Annotated in this window: 14 protein-coding genes; 2 read left to right on the top strand and 12 right to left on the bottom strand. The window is 66.4% G+C overall.

Annotation, left to right across the window (positions count from 1 at the left end; all coding sequences use genetic code 11):
* Positions 1-88: 88 nt before the first annotated feature.
* Positions 89-829: a metallophosphoesterase family protein gene (locus tag A5906_RS03275; RefSeq protein WP_080133798.1), complete on the top strand. Its 741-nt coding sequence runs from the start codon at positions 89-91 to the stop codon at positions 827-829.
* 6 nt (positions 830-835) lie between these two features.
* On the opposite strand, the gene A5906_RS03270 is transcribed toward A5906_RS03275, so the two are convergent.
* The 12 genes from A5906_RS03270 to ubiE all read right to left on the bottom strand — a co-directional run bounded on the left by A5906_RS03270 (position 836) and on the right by ubiE (position 19,007).
* Entirely contained in the window at positions 836-1,843 is a 1,008-nt protein-coding gene (locus A5906_RS03270; RefSeq protein ID WP_080133797.1) for an ATP-dependent DNA ligase, read from the bottom strand.
* Positions 1,844-1,988: 145 nt separating this feature from the next.
* Positions 1,989-2,309, bottom strand: coding sequence for a thioredoxin (trxA, locus tag A5906_RS03265; protein ID WP_008540017.1), 321 nt, complete (start codon positions 2,307-2,309; stop codon positions 1,989-1,991).
* Positions 2,310-2,378: 69 nt separating this feature from the next.
* Positions 2,379-5,888: a double-strand break repair helicase AddA gene (gene addA, locus A5906_RS03260; protein ID WP_080133796.1), complete on the bottom strand. Its 3,510-nt coding sequence runs from the start codon at positions 5,886-5,888 to the stop codon at positions 2,379-2,381.
* On the bottom strand, positions 5,882-9,028 hold the full coding sequence (gene addB, locus A5906_RS03255; RefSeq protein ID WP_080133795.1) for a double-strand break repair protein AddB: 3,147 nt from the start codon (positions 9,026-9,028) through the stop codon (positions 5,882-5,884). The genes addA and addB overlap by 7 nt, the downstream gene beginning before the upstream one ends.
* A 197-nt stretch (positions 9,029-9,225) precedes the next feature.
* Positions 9,226-9,948: a nucleotidyltransferase family protein gene (locus A5906_RS03250; protein ID WP_080133794.1), complete on the bottom strand. Its 723-nt coding sequence runs from the start codon at positions 9,946-9,948 to the stop codon at positions 9,226-9,228.
* Positions 9,949-10,086: 138 nt separating this feature from the next.
* Positions 10,087-10,404, bottom strand: a complete 318-nt coding sequence (locus A5906_RS03245; protein ID WP_080133793.1) for a PilZ domain-containing protein — start codon at positions 10,402-10,404, stop codon at positions 10,087-10,089.
* Between the two features lie 85 nt (positions 10,405-10,489).
* On the bottom strand, positions 10,490-12,022 hold the full coding sequence (gene tsaE, locus A5906_RS03240; RefSeq protein ID WP_080133792.1) for a tRNA (adenosine(37)-N6)-threonylcarbamoyltransferase complex ATPase subunit type 1 TsaE: 1,533 nt from the start codon (positions 12,020-12,022) through the stop codon (positions 10,490-10,492).
* On the bottom strand, positions 12,019-14,523 hold the full coding sequence (locus A5906_RS03235; RefSeq protein ID WP_080133791.1) for a sensor histidine kinase: 2,505 nt from the start codon (positions 14,521-14,523) through the stop codon (positions 12,019-12,021). Before A5906_RS03235 ends, tsaE begins: the two co-directional genes overlap by 4 nt.
* A 191-nt stretch (positions 14,524-14,714) precedes the next feature.
* Positions 14,715-15,173: a dUTP diphosphatase gene (gene dut, locus A5906_RS03230; protein WP_080133790.1), complete on the bottom strand. Its 459-nt coding sequence runs from the start codon at positions 15,171-15,173 to the stop codon at positions 14,715-14,717.
* Entirely contained in the window at positions 15,170-16,618 is a 1,449-nt protein-coding gene (gene coaBC / locus A5906_RS03225; RefSeq protein WP_080133789.1) for a bifunctional phosphopantothenoylcysteine decarboxylase/phosphopantothenate--cysteine ligase CoaBC, read from the bottom strand. The genes dut and coaBC overlap by 4 nt, the downstream gene beginning before the upstream one ends.
* A 56-nt stretch (positions 16,619-16,674) precedes the next feature.
* On the bottom strand, positions 16,675-18,249 hold the full coding sequence (gene ubiB / locus A5906_RS03220) for a 2-polyprenylphenol 6-hydroxylase (protein ID WP_080133788.1): 1,575 nt from the start codon (positions 18,247-18,249) through the stop codon (positions 16,675-16,677).
* Positions 18,246-19,007, bottom strand: a complete 762-nt coding sequence (gene ubiE, locus A5906_RS03215) for a bifunctional demethylmenaquinone methyltransferase/2-methoxy-6-polyprenyl-1,4-benzoquinol methylase UbiE (protein WP_080133787.1) — start codon at positions 19,005-19,007, stop codon at positions 18,246-18,248. Before ubiE ends, ubiB begins: the two co-directional genes overlap by 4 nt.
* Positions 19,008-19,088: 81 nt before the next feature.
* Here ubiE and mutM point away from each other — a divergent pair, with 81 nt between their 5' ends.
* Entirely contained in the window at positions 19,089-19,970 is an 882-nt protein-coding gene (mutM, locus tag A5906_RS03210) for a bifunctional DNA-formamidopyrimidine glycosylase/DNA-(apurinic or apyrimidinic site) lyase (RefSeq protein ID WP_080133786.1), read from the top strand.
* Positions 19,971-20,178 lie beyond the last annotated feature (208 nt).

Raw genomic sequence — 20,178 nt, 5'->3', positions numbered from 1 at the left:
TCCCAGAATGCCGCAACCTGGGCCCCGGCTCGGCGGCGCACCACTACGCCCTGCGCCGCGTCCGGGGCACGAGGGAGAGAGACTGCCAATGCGTTTTGCCGCGATCGCCGACGTCCACGGAAACTACCTCGCGCTGGAGGCGGTGCTCGCCGACATCCGCGCGCATGATATCGTCGACATCGTCAATCTCGGCGACATGCTGAGCGGCCCGCTCGATGCGCGCCGCACCGTCGAGATCCTGATGCTGCTCGACGCCGAGCATGTGCTCGGCAATCACGACCGCTATCTGCTCGATCGCCCGCCGGAGAAGATGGGCTCGTGGGACCGTCCCGCCTACGAAGCGCTCGATGCCGCGCAACTCGACTGGCTCCGCACACAGCCGACGACGCGCGTGTTTCGCGGCCAGGTGTTCCTCTGCCACGCCACGCCTGGGAATGATGAAGTCTATTGGCTCGACACCGTGCACCCCGACGGCACCGTCGCGCTATCGCCGCTCGACCGCATCGAGCAGTTCGCGCAAGGCATCACGCAATCCTTGATCCTGTGCGCCCACACCCATCTCGCCCGCGCGGTACGGCTGCGTGACGGGAGGCTGGTCGTCAATCCCGGCAGCGTCGGTAGTCCCGGCTATCGCGACAAGCATCCGTTCCCGCATGCCGTCGAAGCCGGTACGCCGCATGCGCGCTATGCGATCCTCGAGCTGGCCAATGGCGCCTGGCAAGTGACGTTCCGCCAGATCGCCTACGATCACGAGGCGATGGCCGCGCTGGCGCGCCGCAATGGTCAGCCGGAGCTGGGACACGCGCTCGCGACGGGCTGGATCAACTAGCTGCGCTCATTTCAGCAGCTTCATCGGATCTGCCACTTTCTGCTTCAACTGCACGAAGCTGCATTGCCGCGGCGCCTTGTCCGGGCGCCAGCGCAGGATCGAGGTGCCATGGCGGAAACGCTCGCCGCTGAAATGGTCGTAGCACACCTCGATCACCAGCTTCGGCTTCAGCGGACACCATTTCGCCGAGCGCTCGGTCGACCAGCGGCTCGGTCCACCCGGCGCGTTGCCGGTGAAGCCGGGCTCACCGATCAGCGCCTCCAGCCGGTCGGTCAATGCCGGCTTCTCCCCGGCCTTGATCGCCGAGGTGAAGCCGACATGGTGCAGCAAGCCTGCGTCATCATAGAGCCCGAGCAGCAGCGAGCCGACCACCTTGCGGCCGGCCAGCTTGTTGGTCGCGTAACGGAAGCCGCCGATCACGCAATCGGCGCTGCGGAACTTCTTGATCTTCTGCATGCCGTCGCGATTTCCGGCCTGGTACGGCAGGTCGATGCGCTTGGCGATGACGCCGTCCGATCCGCCGCCGGATTGCGCCAGCCATCTTTCGGCCGTGGCGTAACTCGTTGTCGCCGGTGAAAGACGGAAGAGGCCGCCTTTGAGGTTGGCTTTCGCGAATGCTTCCAGCGCCGGGCGCCGCTCTTTCAGCGCCTTTTCAGCCAGACGTTTCTCGCGGGACGTCGCCAGCAGATCGAAGACCAGGTAGAGCGCCGGCGTCTCTTCTGAGAGCTTCTTCACGCGGCTCGCCGCTGGATGAATGCGTTGCAGCAGCGCATCGAAGGAGAAGCTCTTACCTTGCGGCACCACGATCTCGCCGTCGAGCGTGAAGCGATCCGCCTGCAGCCTCAAGGCGGCGTCGACTACTTCCGGGAAATAGCGCGCAAGGTCCTCGCCCGACTTCGAGCGGAGATCGATGTTGCTGCCATCGCGCGACAGCAGGCAGCGGAAGCCATCCCATTTCGGCTCGTATTGCCAGTCCTTGCCCCGCGGTATTCCATCGACCGAGCGCGCCTCCATCGCGACGAGAGAGCTCGATTTTCGGGCGCGCTTCGCGGAAGAGGTTGGCAAGAGCGGGACTCGTCATTTGCTGAACACCTCCCATCAACGCAAACGGCCGGCATTTCGCCGGCCGTTGTCGAAAATAATCGGATAGGAAAACGGATCAGACCGCCGACGTGATCCACTGCTGGAGCTTCGCCTTCGGCGCGGCGCCGACCTGCCGGGAGGCCATCTCGCCGCCCTTGAAGATCATCAGGGTCGGGATCGACATCACGCCGTACTTCGACGCGGTCTTCGGGCTCTCGTCGACATTGAGCTTCACGATCTTGACCTTGTCGCCCATCGCGCCGGCGATCTCGTCGAGAGCGGGGGCGATCATGCGGCAGGGGCCGCACCATTCGGCCCAGAAATCGACGACCACGGGGCCGTTCGCCTTGAGCACTTCGGCTTCGAAATCGGCGTCGGAAACCTTGCTAACGGCCATTGGAGTACCTCACTCGGTTGAAAGAGAATCGGCGCGACATGGAATCGCGCCCGGGATCATGGGGTGAACCTATGAACGGCTCCTTGCCGGGTCAAGGACGCTCACACCGAGATGAAGGGATGCCAGCGCCGCGTCCAGCGCGGGGGCCGAAATCTCCATATATTCAAGGGCCTCGGTCCAGAGCAGCACGGCGCGGATGGGCTTTTGGGGATAAAGCCGGGCCAGCACCGCCCGGTACAGCGCAAGCTGCCGGATATAGGCCGCCGGGGCCTCGGCGGCGCTCTTCGGCGTGGCCTGATTGGTCTTGAAATCGACGATCAAAACCTCGTCCGGACGAACGACTAGCCGGTCGATCTGCCCCGACACCAGCGCTGGGCTGCGGCCCGGCCGCTCCAGCCGGCCGGCGATGGCGACCTCCGCCCGGCTGCCGGCGGCAAAGACCGGGGCAAAACGCGGCTCCGTGATCAAGGCGAGCACCTTGTCGGCGAGCGCAATGCGGTCGGCCTCCGGCCAGTCCGCGGCGTTGCGCGCCATGAAGCCATGCGCGGCCTCGCGCCGGCGCTCAAGGGCGATGTCGGGCAGGGATTGCAGCAGCCGGTGCACCAGCGTGCCGCGTTGCAGCGCCAGCGCCCGGGACTGCACCGATTCGCCTGTCCGTACGCTGCGGCCGTCCTCGGTCGACTGGCCGGACGGACGCACGAGATCGTCGTCGATGGTCTCGCGCGGTGCCGGTGTCCGCAGCCAGTCCGGCAGCGCGATGGTCTGGAGCACTGACGTCGCGGGCGTGCCTGGCGCGGCGATATCCTCCGGCCGGGCGAATCGGGTGACCTTGCCGAGCGGCGTCTCGATCGTCTCCTTGTCGAGGCCCGCGCCGGAGAGGCCGGTGTCGATGAGGTCGTACCAGCTCAGCTTGCGGACGGTCCTCATGTTGCCGGGCATGCAGCCGCCGACGATCAGCCGGTCGGCGGCGCGCGTCATCGCGACATAGAGCAGGCGGCGATATTCGTCCTCGGTCTCCTCGATCATCGCCTTGCGCGCCTCAACGACGGGTTTTGGATCGTCCGCCTTGCGGCCGGCCCAGACCACGACCTCGCCACCATTGCCGCGCGGCACCTGGATCAGCCGCAGCCGCTGCGAGTCCGCGGGCGACGATGTGGTGTCGACCATGAACACGACCGAGGCTTCGAGGCCCTTGGCGCCGTGCACCGTCATCACCCGGACCTCATCGCGCGAGATCTCCATGTCGCGCTTCACCTCGGTGTCGGCCGAGCGCAGCCAGGCCATGAAACCCTGAAGCGAGGCCGGCGCCTTGCGCTCATAGTTCAGCGCGAGCTCCAAAAATTCGTCGAGTGCGTCATTGGCCTCGTGGCCGAGCCGGCGCAGGATGCGCGCACGGCCGCCGTCGCCCCCGAGCAGCCAGGCGTAGAAGGCGAACGGCGTCTCCTCGCGGGCGCGAATCTCGCAGGCTTCCAACCGCCGCAGCGCTGTTGCGAATTTTTCGCTTGTCGATGCATGCTCGCCGAGCGCGCGGCGCAGTGAGCCCTTGCGATCCCAGGCGAGCTGGAACAGATCGTCGTCGTCGAGCCCGAACAGCGGGCTCTTCAGCGCCACCGCCAGCGCGAGGTCGTCCTGCGGCAGCAGCAGCGCGTCGGCGAGGTTCATCAGGTCGATGATGCCGATGTGCTCGGTGAGCTTGAGCCGGTCGGCACCGGCGACGGGAATGTTGGCGTGCTTCAGCGCCTGGATCACGGCATCGAACGCGTTGCCGCGCCGTCGCACCAGGATCAGCATGTCGCCATAGCGCAGCGGACGCCGCTCACCCTCATGCCCCGTCAGCGTGCCGCTTTCGACCAGCCGCTTGATCTCGGTTTGGATGCGCCGGGCAAGCTTGACCTCGGGGCTGGTGACCGCGACGCCGTCGAACGGCGCGCGCCAACCTTCTATTTCTTGTCGGTCGTCGGCCTCGGCGAGATCCCAGAGCTCGACGACGCTTGGACCTGCATCGCTAAGCGAATTGTGCAGCGGATGGCCGATGTCGATCGAGTGGATGCTCTTGTAGATCTGGGGCTCTCGGAAGACATGGTCCACGGAGTGCAGAATTGCTGCGCCCGAGCGGAAAGAATAGGTGAAATCGACCGGATCGAATTTCAGCCCAGCCGCAGTGAATTTGCGGTTTAGCTCCCGCTTGCGTGCGTCGAATTCATGTGGGTCGGCACCCTGGAAGGAGAAGATCGACTGCTTCTCGTCGCCGACAGCGAATACCGTGCGGTTCAGGCCCTCGCGCGCGCCTTCGCCTGCCGTGAACTCGGAAATGATGTGCGCGACGATGTCCCATTGCCGGGGGCTGGTGTCCTGGGCCTCGTCGATCAGCACATGATCGACGCCGCGGTCGAGCTTGTAATGCACCCAGCCCGAGGAGACGCGGTTGAGCATCGCCAGCGTCTTGTCGATGAGGTCGTCGTAGTCGAGCAGGCCGCGCTCCTGCTTCTCGCGGCGGTAATTGGCCGCAGCCGCGATCGCGATGTGCAGCAGGGCTGCCGTGCGGTCACGCATGGTCACCGCGCGGCGCTTCTCGATCAATCCGGCGAGGCGCTGGACCTCCGCCTCGAACAGGCGCGCGACGGATGGGTTGTTGTCGCCAAATTTCTTGGTCAGCACCGCCTTGCGCGGCAGCTTGTCGTCCGTGAGGAAGACGGACAGGTAAGCATCGACCTGCGCGCTACCGGAAAACACTTTTGCTTCGCGAAGCCGGCTGGCCTGGTCGTTGTCGGACTTGCTGCCGTCCTCCAGCGCGAAGGCGATGTCGTCCCAGCGCGAGCGCGGCAGGAACGGTCCGTCGAGGATCTCGGTCTCGACGTTCTCGATGCGATCGGTTGCGTCGACGCCGAGCACGGCAGCCATCTGCGCCGCTGCGGCTTTGGCGTTGCCGGCCTCATCTGTCCAGGCCATGAAATGATCGCGGCTGAGACAGGCTTCGCGCACGACCTCCTTGAAGGTGACGTCGGCGGCACTCGCCATCGCGGTCAGCAGCGCGCGGCCGGTGACGCTATCAGGGTCGCGCGCGGCCTCGAGCAGCACCTTCAGATTGGCGCGCTCCATCATGTCGGTCTGGTCGCGCTCGTCGATGACCGAGAAGCGCGCGGGCACGTTGGCCTCGAACGGAAACTGCTGAAGCAGCCGTGTGCACAGCGCGTGGATGGTCTGCACCTTCAGTCCGCCGGGCGTCTCCAGCGCGCAAGCGAACAGCTTTCGCGCGTCGCGGCGCAGTTTTCGATCAGGATGCGGGATGCCGACGGCGCGGATCGCGGCGTCGAGCCCGGCATCATCAAGCGTCACCCAATGCCCGAGCGTCGTGAACACGCGCTCGGCCATGTTGGCGGCGGCGGCCTTGGTGAAGGTGATGCAGAGGATCTTTTCCGGCGGCACGCCCGACAGCAAGAGGCGGATCACCCGCTGCACCAGCACATGCGTCTTGCCCGAGCCGGCATTGGCCGACACGAAGGCCGAGGCGGTCGGATCGGAGGCGCGCGCCTGCCGCGCGCGCACCTCGTCGGGGATAGGACGCGGCAGCTTCACCATTCCTCGATCCCCAGGCCGCCGGCCGCGGACCATTCCTTGATGCGGGCGAGGTCGTCATAGGTGCCGTAGCGGTTCGCCCACATCGGTAGGTTCAGCGAGGTGTAGGGCTGGTTCTCGTCCTCGAAGGCCCGGATTAGCGCCTCCAGCTTGGCGCGCGCCTCGGCGGCTGCCGTGTCCGGCGGCTGCGCTTCGTCGCCCTGCTTGTATTTGAGCTCGAGGATGCGCTCCTCGCCGGGCGGATTGTTGCCGCTGAGGCGGACATAGACGAGCTGGCTCACCGATGCGCCGGCGTCGATATCCGGGAAGCCGCCTTCGCGCAGGATCGCGGCCTCCAGCGTCAGCTGCGGCGACAGGCCCATGCGGACCTGCTTGCCGGTCGGCGGCTGGCCGGTCTTGTAGTCGAGGATGGCATAGCTGCCGCCCTGGCGCCGCTCGATGCGGTCGGCGCGGGCAGAGAGAGAGAAGCTGCGCTCGTTGTCGAGCCTGATTGAGATCTCGCCGCGCGTCTCCGCCGTGATCCCTTCGATCGCTTCGCGCCGCACCGTCTCCCATTCGCCGAACCAGCGTGCGATGCGCTGGAAGCGCGGCCACCACAGCGCGCGGGCCTCGGGCCGCTCCATCAGCGGAGCAAAATGCTTCTCGCCGATGGCGCGCAGTACGCGCGCGGGATCGTCGGGCAGACGCGTTGCATAGCTTTCGGTGAATTCGCCGATCGCATCGTGGATTGCGGACCCGCGGTCGGCGGCCGACAGCGGCATGTCGACGGGATCGAGCGCCGCGAGCTTCAGGATATACTTTGCGTAGATCGTGTAGGGATCGCGCAGCCAGTCCTCGATTGCGGTCACCGACATGCTTGTCGGCCGCGTCGCGCGCGGCGGACGCGGCTCGGGCTGCTTGATCGGCGTGACCTCGTCGGGCTGGTCCAGCGCGCCTGCGAACTGCACGTATTTTTCGCCGGCGCGAACGGCCGCCTTCCAGAGCTCTTCGCCCGCGACCGCCTCCAGCCGATGCAGGAAGCGCGAGGCCACAGCCGGCGCGCCGCCGGCCTTGGCGGAATGCGTGAGGATCACCTCGCCGCCGCCGAGCAATTGCGCGAAGTCGTGGGCGGACAGGCCGATACGGCGCTCCGGCAGATCGAGCCCGAGTTCATGCCGCATCGGCCGGCTGAGCCAGGGATCGATGCGCGGCGCCGGCGGCCAGACGCCTTCGATCAGGCCGCCGATGATGATGCGGTCGGCCTGCATCAGGCGCGATTCCAGTGGGCCGTAGATCTGCAAGCGCGCGCCGGGTCTGTCGCGACGGCGCACGGCGCGGTCGCCGAACGCGGTCTGGAACACGTCCGCGTAGTCCGCTAGCTGTACCATCAATCCACTGGTCGTGCCGCCGCGCAAGAGATCGTCGAAGGCGCTGGCGAGCGCGAGGCCTTCGCGCTCCTCGAAGGCGAGCGGGAGGCCCTGTTCGTCGCGCGACACTTCGATCATGATCTCGCGGTGCCGGTGGGCGAGCTCGGCGAAGTCATATGGCTTTGGCGGCGGCAGGCTCTCGATCGGCGCCAATGCTTTTTGCAGCGTACCGATCAGCGCCTGGATGCGATCGAGAGCCTCGGCCTTGAGGCGCGCGCGGGGCTCGGCCTTGTGGAGCGCCGAGACCTCGCTGCGCCACAATTTTGCGAGCTCGTCGCGAAAACGGTTGAATTCGCGCAGGAGGCCAGCCGTGCCCGCGGGCGGACGTGTGCCGCGCAAAACCGCCAGCTCGAGGTCTTCGATCGCAGCCTTCCATGCGCCGGGCGCGCGGCCGAGCCGGCACAGCGGATGCTTCAGCATCGCCAGCAGCGTCGGCGGCTCCAGGCCTTTGGTCGTGGCCTCCGCGACAAGGCGCGCAAAGACGCCGGCTGAGGTTTCCATCAACACGTCGCCGCCGGAATCGTCGAAGGCAAGGTCCCATCGCGTCAGCGCGGCCATCACCCGCCGCGCCAGAGCGCGGTCAGGCGTCACCAGTGCTGCTGATCTGTCGAGATGCCGCGCTTCGCGCATCGCAATCGCGATCGCAAGCGCTTCCATTTCAGGATTGGGCGCCTCGACGACCGCGAGATTTCCCATGCCGCCCGCGATCTTCGCGGCGACATCAGGCTGCTTCAGCCGGTCGTGCCAGACCTCCGTCTTGGCGGAGGGCCGCATCGATTCGGATGCAAGCAGATCGCGACCGCCTGCGGCCTGCGGCTGGAGGATCTCGACGTCGCTGCGCTTGATGCCGAAGCGTTGCAGCAGCGCATGCATGGCATATTGCGGATGGTTCGACGCCGGATGCTCGGCGAACTTGCCGAGCGCATCGCGCACGCCGCCGATGGTGCGCCAGGCGTCGTCGTCGAGGTCGGTGTCAAGGCCCGGCAGCACGACCGCGCCATGCGGCAGCGCGGCGACGGCATGCAGGAATTTTGCGGTGGCCGGCATCGAGCCGGTCGAACCCGCTGCGATCACCGGCCCGTGCGGATGCGCGATCAGCCGCCTCGCTTCCGCCGCGATCAGGAGGTCGCGCCGTGCTGCGGGCTCGATCCGGTTGATCTCGGCGAGATGATTGGGCCAGGCGATGCGCGCGATGCGCAAAAATTCGAGCGAGTGCTGCCAGTAGCGGTCGAGGTTGTCAGGCACGAGGCCGTCGAGCGCGCTCCAGTCGACCCCGCGCGTGACCATGTCGTCGATCAGGCGCGCGAGATCGGCAGCCAAGGCCAGCGTCGAGGCGGGGCCGCCGACCACCAGCGGCGCCAGCACCGGGCCCTTGGCCCAGGCGGCGACGAGTTGCGCCAGCGTCAGCCGCCGCTCCAGCTCGCCGAGCCGTGGCGGAATGTCGAGCGGGGCGGCGGCCGAGAACTGTTCGCCTTCGTCGGCAAAGGCGAGCTCGTCCTCGTCGATGTCGCCGAGCGCGACGATGCGCGGCAGCACGACGGCGTCGGCCTTCATCTCGTCGAGGAAGATCTCGCGGACCACGCGCATGGCGCGGCGCGTCGGCAGATACAGCGTGGCATCGGCCAGCCGCGCCGGTTCCTTGCGCGCCTCGAAGCCGTCCACCAGCCGGCCATCGAGCAGGGCCGTAACGACCGTGCGCAGGAACGGAACTGAGATGGGAACGCTGAAAACGCGCATGGGCTGCCTGATTCGGGAATCACGGCAATATAGGCAGGCGGACTCGAATGGTCATGGGTGCGGATGGGGTCTTTCCCCGCTCTCCCACTGTCATTCCCGGGCGATGCGAAGCATCGAACCCGGAATCTCGAGATTCTCAGGTGCGCAATTGCGCACCATAGCTCGCGCTTACGCGCGCCCCGGAATGACGGGGAAGCTTACGCCACGCTCTCCAGGAACGCCTCTTCCGCGGCGTGCACGGCGTCGGGCGTGCCGACATGCATCCAGACGCCGTCGAGGCGGAGGCCGAACAGCCGCTCCTGTTCGTTGGCGCGGTCGAACATCTTTGTCAGCGAGAACTCGCCCTTGGGCGCATCCGCAAAGATCGCCGGCGACATGATCGCAGCGCCGGCATAGACGAACGGGACGACCTCTTTCTCCTTGCGCTTGCGCAAGGCGCCGTCGGACAGCATGCCGTAGTCGCCGCGGCCGCCATAACCGATGCTGGTCGCGGTCGGCGCCATCAACAGCAGGATATCCATCCGCTCGGGGTCGAAGTTTTCCGCAAGGCGCGTCAGATTGGATCGCACGCCGTCGATCCACAGCGTGTCGGAATTGACGTGGAAGAACGGCGCGTTGCCGAGCAGCGGCAGCGCCTTGACGACACCGCCGCCGGTGCCGAGCACCTGGTCACGCTCGTCCGAGATGGTCACGCGCGGAAGCTGACGCGATGCGACGTGGTCGATGATCTGGTCCGGCAGATAGTGGACGTTGACGACCGCCTCGGTCACGCCGGCATGGCCGAGCTTGTCGAGCACGTGGTCGAGCAGCGGCTGGCCGGCGACCGGCACCATCGGCTTCGGCATCTTGTCCGTCAGCGGACGCATGCGCAGGCCGAATCCTGCGGCGAGCACCATGGCTTTGGTCGGCTTGACGGACATCCTTTGCCTTCTCAGAACTCTTTCTCTAACCCACTGGTTTCGCGTTTGCAGCAAATCCTAGCACGGGACTTGATTAGCCGCACCGCGTCTCAACCGCCTTAACCACCCGCCGTGACGGTTGTACGACGGGTGTTGCCGTTACGCCCCAATCGATGCGGAACGCGCCTTTTTCTTTTTGTCGCCGATCTTGAGAAAATTGACGCCGATCTGGTCGCCATTGACCCAGGCCAGCTCGCAGCGCCGGTACGCTAGTCCCGTGGACGACAGCAGCAGGAAGAACTCCTTCAGGTGCAGGCCCTCGACCGAGCCGTCGATGGTCAGCTTGGCGCCGCTCTCGGAGACGTCCTCCATGGTGCAGTCGCGCCGCCAGGTGCCGTCGATTCCCATCATCTGGGCCGGTATCCCGCGTTCGAAAACAACCCGGCTGTTGCCGCGCTGGTCCGTCTTAGCCGCCATCTGCCCGCTCCAGCCCCGTATTTATCGGCTGCCTCGCCGTCAGAATAGCGAGGTCTTGGCTAACAGCCGGTAAATCGGGCCCGAATCAGGCCTTCGGCGGCGTTTGGGGCGGCGGCACGTTGGCCAGATACCAATCGCGCAAGTGGACCAGCGCCGGATGTGCCAGCGAGCGCTGGAGATAGGTCCAGATCCGCGGCTGGTGGCGCAGATAATGCGGCTTGCCGTCGCGGCGGTTGAGGCGGGCGAAGGTGCCGAGCAGACGTGTGTTCCGCTGCGCCGACATGATGGCGTAGAGCTCGGCGAAGCCGGCCGCATCGAAGCCCGCGTCAGCCGCGCGCCGCGTCTTGATGTACCGCGACAGCAGCGTCAGCTCGATGGTCTCGGGCACGTCGATACGGGCGTCCTGGAGCAGCGACACCACGTCGTAGGATTGCGGCCCGAGCACGGTGTCCTGGAAGTCGATCACGCCGACGCGCTCGATCCCGCTGCGCTCCGCGAGCCAGATCAGATTCGGCGAGTGATAGTCGCGGATGATCCATGTCCTCGGCGCGGCGTGTGCCTTCTTCAGCAATTCGCGCCACATCGCGAAGAATTCGGCGCGTTTCTCCGCGCTCAGCGGCGCGTTGCGATCGGGCAGATACCATTCCGGCATCAATCCGATCTCGATCAGCATCGCCTCGATGTCGAAGGCGGGAATGTCGTAGGTCTGCCCGTCGAGCGGCAGCGTCTCCGGTAGCGTCTTGCCGTGCAGCATCGCCAGCACGTCGATCGCGGCCTCGTAACGCTCGGCGATCGGGCGTGGCGGATCGCCCTCGATCACGCCCTCGCTGCCGAAGTCCTCGCTGATCAGAAAGCCGTGGTCGAGATCGAAATGATGGATCGCGGGCGCGGAGATTCCCTGCGCGCGCAGTCCTTCGTCGATCGCGATGAACGGCCTCACGTTCTCGGCGAGATGCACCGCGGCGCTGTAGGATTTTCCGTTGTAGAGGGCCACACCATCGGGCCGCTGCGGGAAGTTCATGAGGATGACGATCCCGTCGCCGCGCAGCAGCCGCGCATAAGAACGGGTCGAGGCATCGCCGTTCATGCGCCGTCGCGTCGCGTCGATGTAGCCGGACGCGTCGAGGAATTCCCGCAGTGCCTTCAGCCGCGCAACCTGCGCGGCGCCCTTGCCGTAGCCAGTGATGTCGGCGGCGCGTGCATTCGAGCCCAGGGCCGGCCGGTGAGTGAGTGCGATGTCGATGCGATCCGTCGGCATGGCCGACAGTGCGCGCTCCGGCCATTCGATCAGGACCAGCGTCGCCTCGGGAAGCGGCGACAGCCCGATCTCCTCGAGCTCGCCCTCGTCCTCGACGCGGTAGAGGTCGGCATGCATCACCGGGAAGGGCGGCAGCTCGTAGCCCTGCACCAGCGTGAAGGTCGGGCTCGGCACCTCCAGCTCCTCGTCGCCGGCGAGGTAGCGGATCAATGCGCGGGCGGCGGCGGTCTTGCCGGCACCGAGATCGCCGGTGAGGGTGATGACATCGCCCGGTCCGACCAGCAGGGCGAGATCGGCCATCAGTTGCGCGGTGGCCGTCTCGTTGTGAAGCGCGACGGAGAATGTGGTGGGCGCTGTCATTCGGCGGCGTCGCGATGCGCCGCCTGGTCGGTCGGGAAGTCGCAGATCACGACCGTCCCCCGGCCGACGATCGAATCCACCCGCACCTTGCCGCCATGCAGCTCGACGAAGGAGCGCACCAGCGACAGGCCGAGCCCGGCGCCGCGGTGACGTGAGCCCTGCGAGCGGCTTTCGAACCAGTTGAACACCTTGTCCTTCATGTCGGCGGGTATTCCAGGTCCGGAATCTGTCACAGTGAAGACCACACTGCGATCGGTGCGGCGTGCGCTGATGCCGACGGTGGAATCCTGTGGAGAAAACCCGACGGCGTTGGCAAGGAGGTTATAGAGCACCTGCACCACGCGCTTCTCGTCGCCGACGAAGCTGCCGACATCGGGCGCGATCTCGACCTTGAGGCGGATGCGGTCGGTGGCGAGGCGGTCCTGGATGCCCTCGGCGGCAAGCTCGATCGTCTTGCTGACGTCGACCGGGCCGAGTTCCAGCTTCATCGCGCCGGCGTCGATGGTGGCGAGATCGAGGATGTTGTTGGTCAGCGCCAAGAGCGCGTTGGTCGATTTGGTGACGTAGTCGAGATATTCGGCCTGCTTCGGCGTCAGCGGCCCGGTCGAGGGGTCGCTGAGGAAATGCGCGAAGCCGATGATGGTGGTGAGCGGCGAGCGCAGCTCGTAGGAGACGTGGTGGACGAAATCCACCTTCATCTGGTCGGCAGCTTCCAGCGCCTCGTTGCGCTCGCGCAGCGCGCGCTCGACATTCTCGGTGTCGGTGATGTCCTGGAAGGTCAGCATGGTGGCGCCGTCATGCAGCGGGCGGATCATGCCGTCGAGCACGCTGCCGTCCTTGCGCTCCAGCTTCAGCGGCACGTCGGCGCGGTTCTCGATCGAGGTGATGGCCTCGCGGATCTGGCGCCAGACTTGCGGATCGTCGAACAGCTGATGGCACCAGCCCTCGACGGTCTGGATGTGCGGCTCGTCGCGCATGGCGTCGGCGGACAGCTTCCACATCCGCACGAAGGCCGGGTTGAACAGCTGTGCCTTGCCGTTGCTGCCGAACACCGCAACGCCCTCGGCGAGACTGTCCAGCGTCTCGCGCTGGACCCGGATCATGCCGTCGAAGCGGCGGGCGAGCTCCAGGCTCTCGGTGACGTCGTCGAACAGATAGGTGACGCCGCCTTCCGGGTTCGGCGTGGTGACGACGGAGAGCGCGCGGCCGTCGGGCAGGTACCAGGTGTCCTTTGCGGTCTCGACCGCGCGGTAGGCCTCGTGCAGCTTGGCCTTCCAGGCGCGGAAATCCGGCTGCTCCGGCAGTTTTCGCGCGGCACGGAGCTGGTCCAGCACGCTGGAATCATCGGGATTGGCGTCGAGGAAGGTGCGGTCGAGGTCCCACAGCCGACGATAGGAATCGTTGTAGAAGGCAAGCCGGCGCTGGCCGTCGAACACGGCAACGCCGGAGGAGAGCTGGTCGAGCGTGCGGCGATGCGCTTCCGCCATCCGCACCAGGGCCGAGCTCAGCGCATCCGCCTCGCTGGCATCGATGGCGACACCGACGCTGCCGCTGCCGACATTGACGGCGCGGACGTCGTACATGCGCCGCTCGCCGCCGGTCACGATCGGCAGCCGCGAGGTGAAGCTGGCGGCATCCTTCAGTCCCCGCTCCATCGCGGTGCGGTCGGCACTGTCGAGCAGCTCGAGCTTGCGATCCTGCGCGTCGGTGACGCTGTTCGCCTCGGTGGCGCGGACATAGGCCGGGTTGGCGAAGGTGAGCGCGCCGTTCTCGCCCTTGGCCCAAATCGGCCACGGCGCGGCGGCGGCGAAGCCGCGCAGCATCTCGGTCTCGTCCGAAAGCGCCTTGTAGCGCAGATGGATCTCGGCCAGATCACGCCGCAGTCCGGAGAGCTCGCGAATCCGGACGATGGCCTGGCCGCCGATGGCGCGGCCGATCGCCTCCAGCGTATGGCCGTGCGCGGTGGTCAGCGTCAGCTGGAACCCGTCACCGCGGTTACGCAGCGCGTCAACCGCGTGGTCCATTTTCAGCGCGGGTTCCGGCGGCAGCCAGGTTCCGAACGCCAGCACGCGCTGCGGCGAGGAATCGCGCGGCAGGACCATCGAGATGTCGCCGGAGATCTGCGCGCGATTGTCGCCCGCCGGCCAGGAGATCAGGATCTGCGGCTCGGCGAACAACAGCGCGCCGAAGCGGTCGGCCTGCAGCTGCAGCTCCCCGATCCGCGCGCGCAGCCGGGCCTCGGTCTTCGCCCTGCCGACGCGCGTGCGCATCAGCAGGATCGCGGCCACGACCGAAAAGCCGAGCAGGGCCAGCGCGGTGGCGAGCACCGCGAGTTCCTGCCGGTTGAAGTCCAGCAATATGGAGAGCGTGTCGACGAGGTCGGCGGCCTCAGCCGGCGCGGCCGGCAGCAGCGCTGCGAAAGCGCCGCCCAACAAGCCGTTGCGCGCCAACGATGTGCACGACAGCAGCGTCCGACGCATCGACACGATCACGCCTGACATAGTTGCCCCAAGACCGCACGGATTTACGCGCGGCGACCCCCGCCGCACGCGAATCAAAAGACAATACCCCCACCGCGACTCCGCCGGTAAGAGTCCAGATCGTGAACGCAAGGGCGGCCCCAAAAAAATGCCGGCCGCGCGGTTCCATACGCACGTAATTCTGCGGGAGATTCGGCTGGTATTGCCGCGCGTTAGCGCCCGGTGGAGCCGAAGCCGCCGGCACCGCGATCGGTCGCGGACAAGGTCGCCACCGGAACCAGCGCGGCCTGCACCACGGGCGCGATCACCATCTGCGCGATGCGCTCGCCGCGCTTGATCACGAACGATGCGGCGCCGTGATTGATCAGGATCACCTTGATCTCGCCGCGGTAGTCGGCATCGATGGTTCCGGGCGAGTTCAGCACGGTGACGCCGTGCTTGGCGGCAAGCCCCGAGCGCGGCCGCACCTGCGCCTCAAAGCCGGGCGGCAGGGCGATCGCAAGGCCGGTCGGCACCAGCGCATATTGGCCGGGCGCGAGCGTCATCGGCTCGGCCTCAGGCACCGCGGCCATCAGGTCGAGGCCGGCAGCTTCCGCGGTCTGATAGGCCGGCAGCGGCAGGCCTTCGGCATGGGCGAGGCGCTGCAGTTCGACCGTGACTTTCGTGCTCAAGATGCGGACTCCAGGGATTTGCCGGTCACGCTTTTGGCGACATGCGCGACCAGCTCGATGGCGACCTGTTCCTTGGTCATCACCGGCCAGGAATCAACCGTGATCTCGCCGTTCTTCGCAGCATTCTTGCTGATGAGGTGGACCGTGTTGCGGTCGCCGCCCATCACGCCGGTGGCCGGCGAGACGTCGTTGGCGACGATCCAGTCGCAGCCCTTGCGGGCGAGTTTTGATTTGGCGTTGTCGATGAGGTGCTCGGTCTCGGCGGCAAAGCCGATCACCAGCGGCGGGCGCTTCTCGGGGAGCTTGGAGATCGTCGCGAGGATGTCGGGGTTTTCGACCAGCTGAAGCGGCGGCATGCCGGCTGAGGTCTTCTTCAGCTTCTGCTCGCCCTCATTGGCAACGCGCCAGTCGGCGACCGCGGCCGCGAAGATCGCGATGTCGGCGGGCAGCGCCGCCTGGACCTGCTCAAGCATCTGCCGCGCCGATTCCACGTGCCTCACCGTCACGCCCGGGGGATCGCCGAGATCGACCGGGCCGCTCACCAGAATCACCTCGGCGCCGGCGGCCTGCGCTGCGGCTGCGATGGCAAAACCCTGTTTGCCGGAGGAACGGTTGGCGATGTAGCGGACGGGATCGATAGGCTCGTGCGTGGGACCGGCGGTGATCAGCACGCGCTTGCCGGCGAGCGGTTTCGGCACAGGCGGCCGCAGCAGGCGCTCGGCGGCGGTCGCGATCTCGATTGCTTCCGACATGCGGCCGACACCGGCCTCGCCGGCCTCGGCCATCTCGCCGGAATTCGGCCCGATCAGCACCACGCCGTCGCGCTGCAGCTGCGCGACGTTGCGCCGGGTTGCCGCGTTGTTCCACATCAGCGGATTCATCGCCGGCGCCAGCAGGATCTTTCGATTGGTGGCGAGCAGGATGGCGCTGGCGAGATCGTCGGCATGGCCGTTCGCCATCTTCGCCAAGAGGTCGGCGGTCGCCGGCGCCACCACGATCAGATCGCAGTCGCGCGCGAGGCGGATATGGCCGGCGTCGAACTCGCTCTGGGGGTCGAACAGGTCGGTGTAGACGCGCTCATGCGAGAGCGCGCTCACGGCCAGCGGCGTCACGAATTGCTGGGCCGCCTTGGTCAGCACGCAGCGGACCTCGACGCGGCGTTCCTTGAGCCGGCGGATCAAATCCAGCGACTTATAGGCCGCGATCCCGCCGCCGATGATCAGGGTGACGCTGGCCTCGGGGACGGCGCCGGTCCGCTGGGGTGTGGAGGCGGTGGATGGGGCCGGGGGCGCCGAAAACGGCGTCAGCGGCTCCTCGCGGCCCTCGATCAGCTCCCGCAGGATGACTCGGACCTCTTCCTCGACCGACCTGTGGTTCTTGGCCGAGCGCAGCCGCAAATAGGTTTTGACGGCGTCGTCGAGCTTGCGGATGGTCAGGCTTGCCATGACGCCCTCCAGCACGGGATGATAGCGATGCTATCACCCTCATGATTGCAGTGCAATCAAAGATTCCGGACGGCGATCAGGATCCCGATAAAGGTCGCCGCGATGATCCAGAGCGCCACGGTGCGCCAGCGGTTCTTGCGGCCCTCGCTGCGGCCCATCGCCGCGATGCTCTCCGGCGACAGTCTTAAACCCTCCCGGGTCATGGTCTCGAGCTGCTCGAGGACCTTTACCGAGCGCTCCGCGATCTCCGGAAGGCGCATCAGCACGCGCGCAATGTCGCCGGTCCCGGCGAGCGCGCCCTCGATGCGACCGATCGGACCAAGATTGCGCTCGATCCATTCGCGCACCACGGGGTCGGCGACCTTCCAGATGTCGAGCCTGGGATCGAAGCCGCGCGCCACGCCTTCGACCACGACCATGGTCTTCTGCAGCAGGATCAGTTCGGGCCGCGTCGTCATGTCGAATAGGCCGGTGACCTCGAGCAGCAGCGTCAAGAGCCGCGCCATCGAGATTTCCTCAGCGGTGCGGTTGTGGATCGGCTCACCGATGGCGCGGATGGCCTGCGCGAAATTCTCCACCGAGTGGTGCGAGGGCACATAGCCCGCCTCGAAATGCACTTCCGCCACGCGGCGATAATCGCGGGTGATGAAGCCGAGCAGGATTTCGGCGAGGAAGCGCCGCTCCTTCATCCCGAGCCGGCCCATGATGCCGAAATCGACCGCGACGAGGCGGCCGGCCTCATCGAGGAACAAATTGCCGGGGTGCATGTCGGCGTGGAAGTAGCCGTCGCGCAAGGCGTGCCGCAGGAAGCTCTGGATCACCTTGCGGCCGAGATCGGGCAGGTCGACCTGCGCCTCTGCAAGGCGCTTGTGATCGTTCAGCGCGATGCCGTCGATCCACTCCATCGTCAGCACGTTGTGCGTGGTGCGGTCCCAATCGACGGTCGGTACGCGGAAATCGGGATCGTCGCGCGTGTTCTCCGCCATCTCGGACAGCGCGGCTGCTTCGAGCCGCAGGTCCATCTCCATCGCGACCGAGCGCGACATGGTGTTGATGACCTCGACCAGGCGCAGCCGGCGCGCCTCGGACGAATAGGCCTCGGCCTTGTGCGCGACGAAGAAGAAATCGGAGAGGTCGCGGCGGAAACGCGCGGCGACGTTCGGCCTCAGCACCTTGATCGCGACCGGCCTGCGAATACCGTCGCGCAGCACCTCGCCGCGATGCACCTGCGCGATCGAGGCAGCCGCGACCGGCGGGCCGAAGCTCGCGAACACGTCCTTCAGCGGCCGCTCAAGCGAGGTGGTGATCGCGGCTTCCGCCTCGGCTTGCGAAAACGGCGGCAGGCGGTCCTGGAGGCTTTCGAGGTCGCGCGCCATGATGACGCCGACCACGTCGGGGCGCGTTGCCAGGAATTGGCCAAGCTTGAGATAGGCCGGGCCCATCCGTGTCAGCGCGCGGGAGATTCGTGGACCGTGCCTGGTGCTACGGCGCTCAACGATGCGCGCAAGCTTCAGCGCGAGCTGTCCCGGCGGCGGCACCAGGCTCGGATCGACCGAGCCGAACACGCCTTCGCGCGCAAATACGAAGGCGGCGCGGATCAGGCGCGCAATGTGGGTGATGGCAGAAATCACAAACGCCAGCCCGAATGCAGTGCGACGATGCCGCCGGAGAGCGTCTGCCAGCTGACGCGGGAGAAGCCGGCCTCGCGGATCATGTCGGCGAAGGCGGCAGGCTTCGGAAACTTGCGGATCGATTCGACGAGATATTGGTAGGATTCGGCGTCGCCCGTGACCATGCGGCCGAGCGGCGGGATCACCTTGAACGAGAACAGATCATAAAGCCTGTCGAGCCCGGGCATCTCGACGGTGGAGAACTCCAGGCACAGGAAGCGGCTGCCAGGTCTCAGCACGCGATAGGCCTCGCGCAGGGCAAGGTCGATCTGGGGCACATTGCGAATGCCGAAGGCGATCGTATATGCGTCAAAGCTGCGGTCGGCGAAGGCGAGCGCCTCGGCGTTGCCTTCGACGAAATCGACCTGGGTTTCGAGATGGCGCTTGGCGGCGCGCTCACGCCCCACCGCGAGCATGTCGGAATTGATGTCACAGACCGTGGCGTGGAAGCCGGGGCCAGCCGCCTTGGCGGCACGGAACGAGATGTCGCCGGTGCCGCCGGCGACGTCGAGCAGGGCGAACGGCCGGTCGCTCCGCGGCGGGTCCAGCGCGTTGATCATGATGTCTTTCCAGATCCGGTGCAGGCCACCGGACATCAGGTCGTTCATCAGGTCATAGCGCGACGCAACGCTGTGAAACACATCGTTCACCAGCGTTTGCTTGTCCCCCAGGGGAACGTCTTTGAAGCCAAAATGCGTGGTTTCGCCCGGCCGATCCATTACTCTACTCCACGAGGCGGACCATAGCCTGCCCGCCGCAATGGCGCTATCACACCGCCCTCATAAGGTGAATGCCTGACCATGCCTGAATTGCCCGAAGTCGAGACCGTCCGCCGCGGCCTTCAGCCCGTCATGGAAGGTGCGAAAATCCTTGTCGCGGAGGCCCGCCGGCCGGACCTGCGCTTTCCGTTCCAGCCGGATTTCGTGGCCCGGCTCAAGGGGCAGGTCGTCACGGGGCTCGGCCGCCGGGCAAAATATCTCATGGCCGATCTCGCCTCCGGCGACGTGCTGCTGATGCATTTGGGCATGTCGGGCTCGTTCCGCGTCATCAAGCCAGACAACAAGGCCGCGCCGGGCGAGTTTCACTATCCAAAGGGCAAGGACTCCGCGCACGACCACGTGCTGTTTCGGATGTCCTCCGGCGCGGACATCGTCTTCAACGATCCGCGCCGCTTCGGTTACATGAAAGTGATCGCGCGCAACGCGCTTGAGGACGAGCCGCTATTGCGCGGGCTCGGTCCCGAGCCTCTCGGCAATGCGTTCGACGCCGCGATGCTGGCCCGATCCTGCGAAGGCAAGAAGACGAATCTGAAGGCCGCGCTGCTCGACCAGCGCGTGGTCGCCGGCCTTGGCAACATCTATGTCTGCGAGGCGCTGCATCGCTCGCATCTGTCACCGCGGCGGATCGCCGCGACGCTGTCTACCAAGAAGGGCGAGCCGACCGATCACGCGAAGAGATTGGTCACTGCGATCCACACCGTGCTGAACGATGCCATCAAGGCCGGCGGCTCCAGCTTGCGCGACCATCGCCAGACTTCCGGCGAGCTCGGCTATTTCCAGCATTCGTTCAAGGTCTACGACCGCGAAGGCGAGAAATGCACGACGCCACGCTGTGACGGTACGATCAAGCGCTTCACCCAGAATGGCCGCTCGACCTTCTGGTGTCCGAAATGTCAGAAGTAACCGTCAGGCCTGCCGCCGCGAGACCGTGAGTTTCAGCGAAGGCGACGATCTAACCACGCCCGTCATTGCGAGCGCAGCGAAGCAATCCAGAACCCCTCCGCGGAAAGACTCTGGATTGCTTCGCTGCGCTCGCAATGACGAGGAGGATGGTTTCTCGTCCTCAAACACGAAGCGAAGCAATTCGGCCGGGCTGGGGGCGGATTGCTTC

It is taken from the genome of Bradyrhizobium sacchari (assembly GCF_002068095.1).
Taxonomy (GTDB): domain Bacteria; phylum Pseudomonadota; class Alphaproteobacteria; order Rhizobiales; family Xanthobacteraceae; genus Bradyrhizobium; species Bradyrhizobium sacchari.
This window is presented reverse-complemented; position numbering and strand designations above follow the sequence as displayed.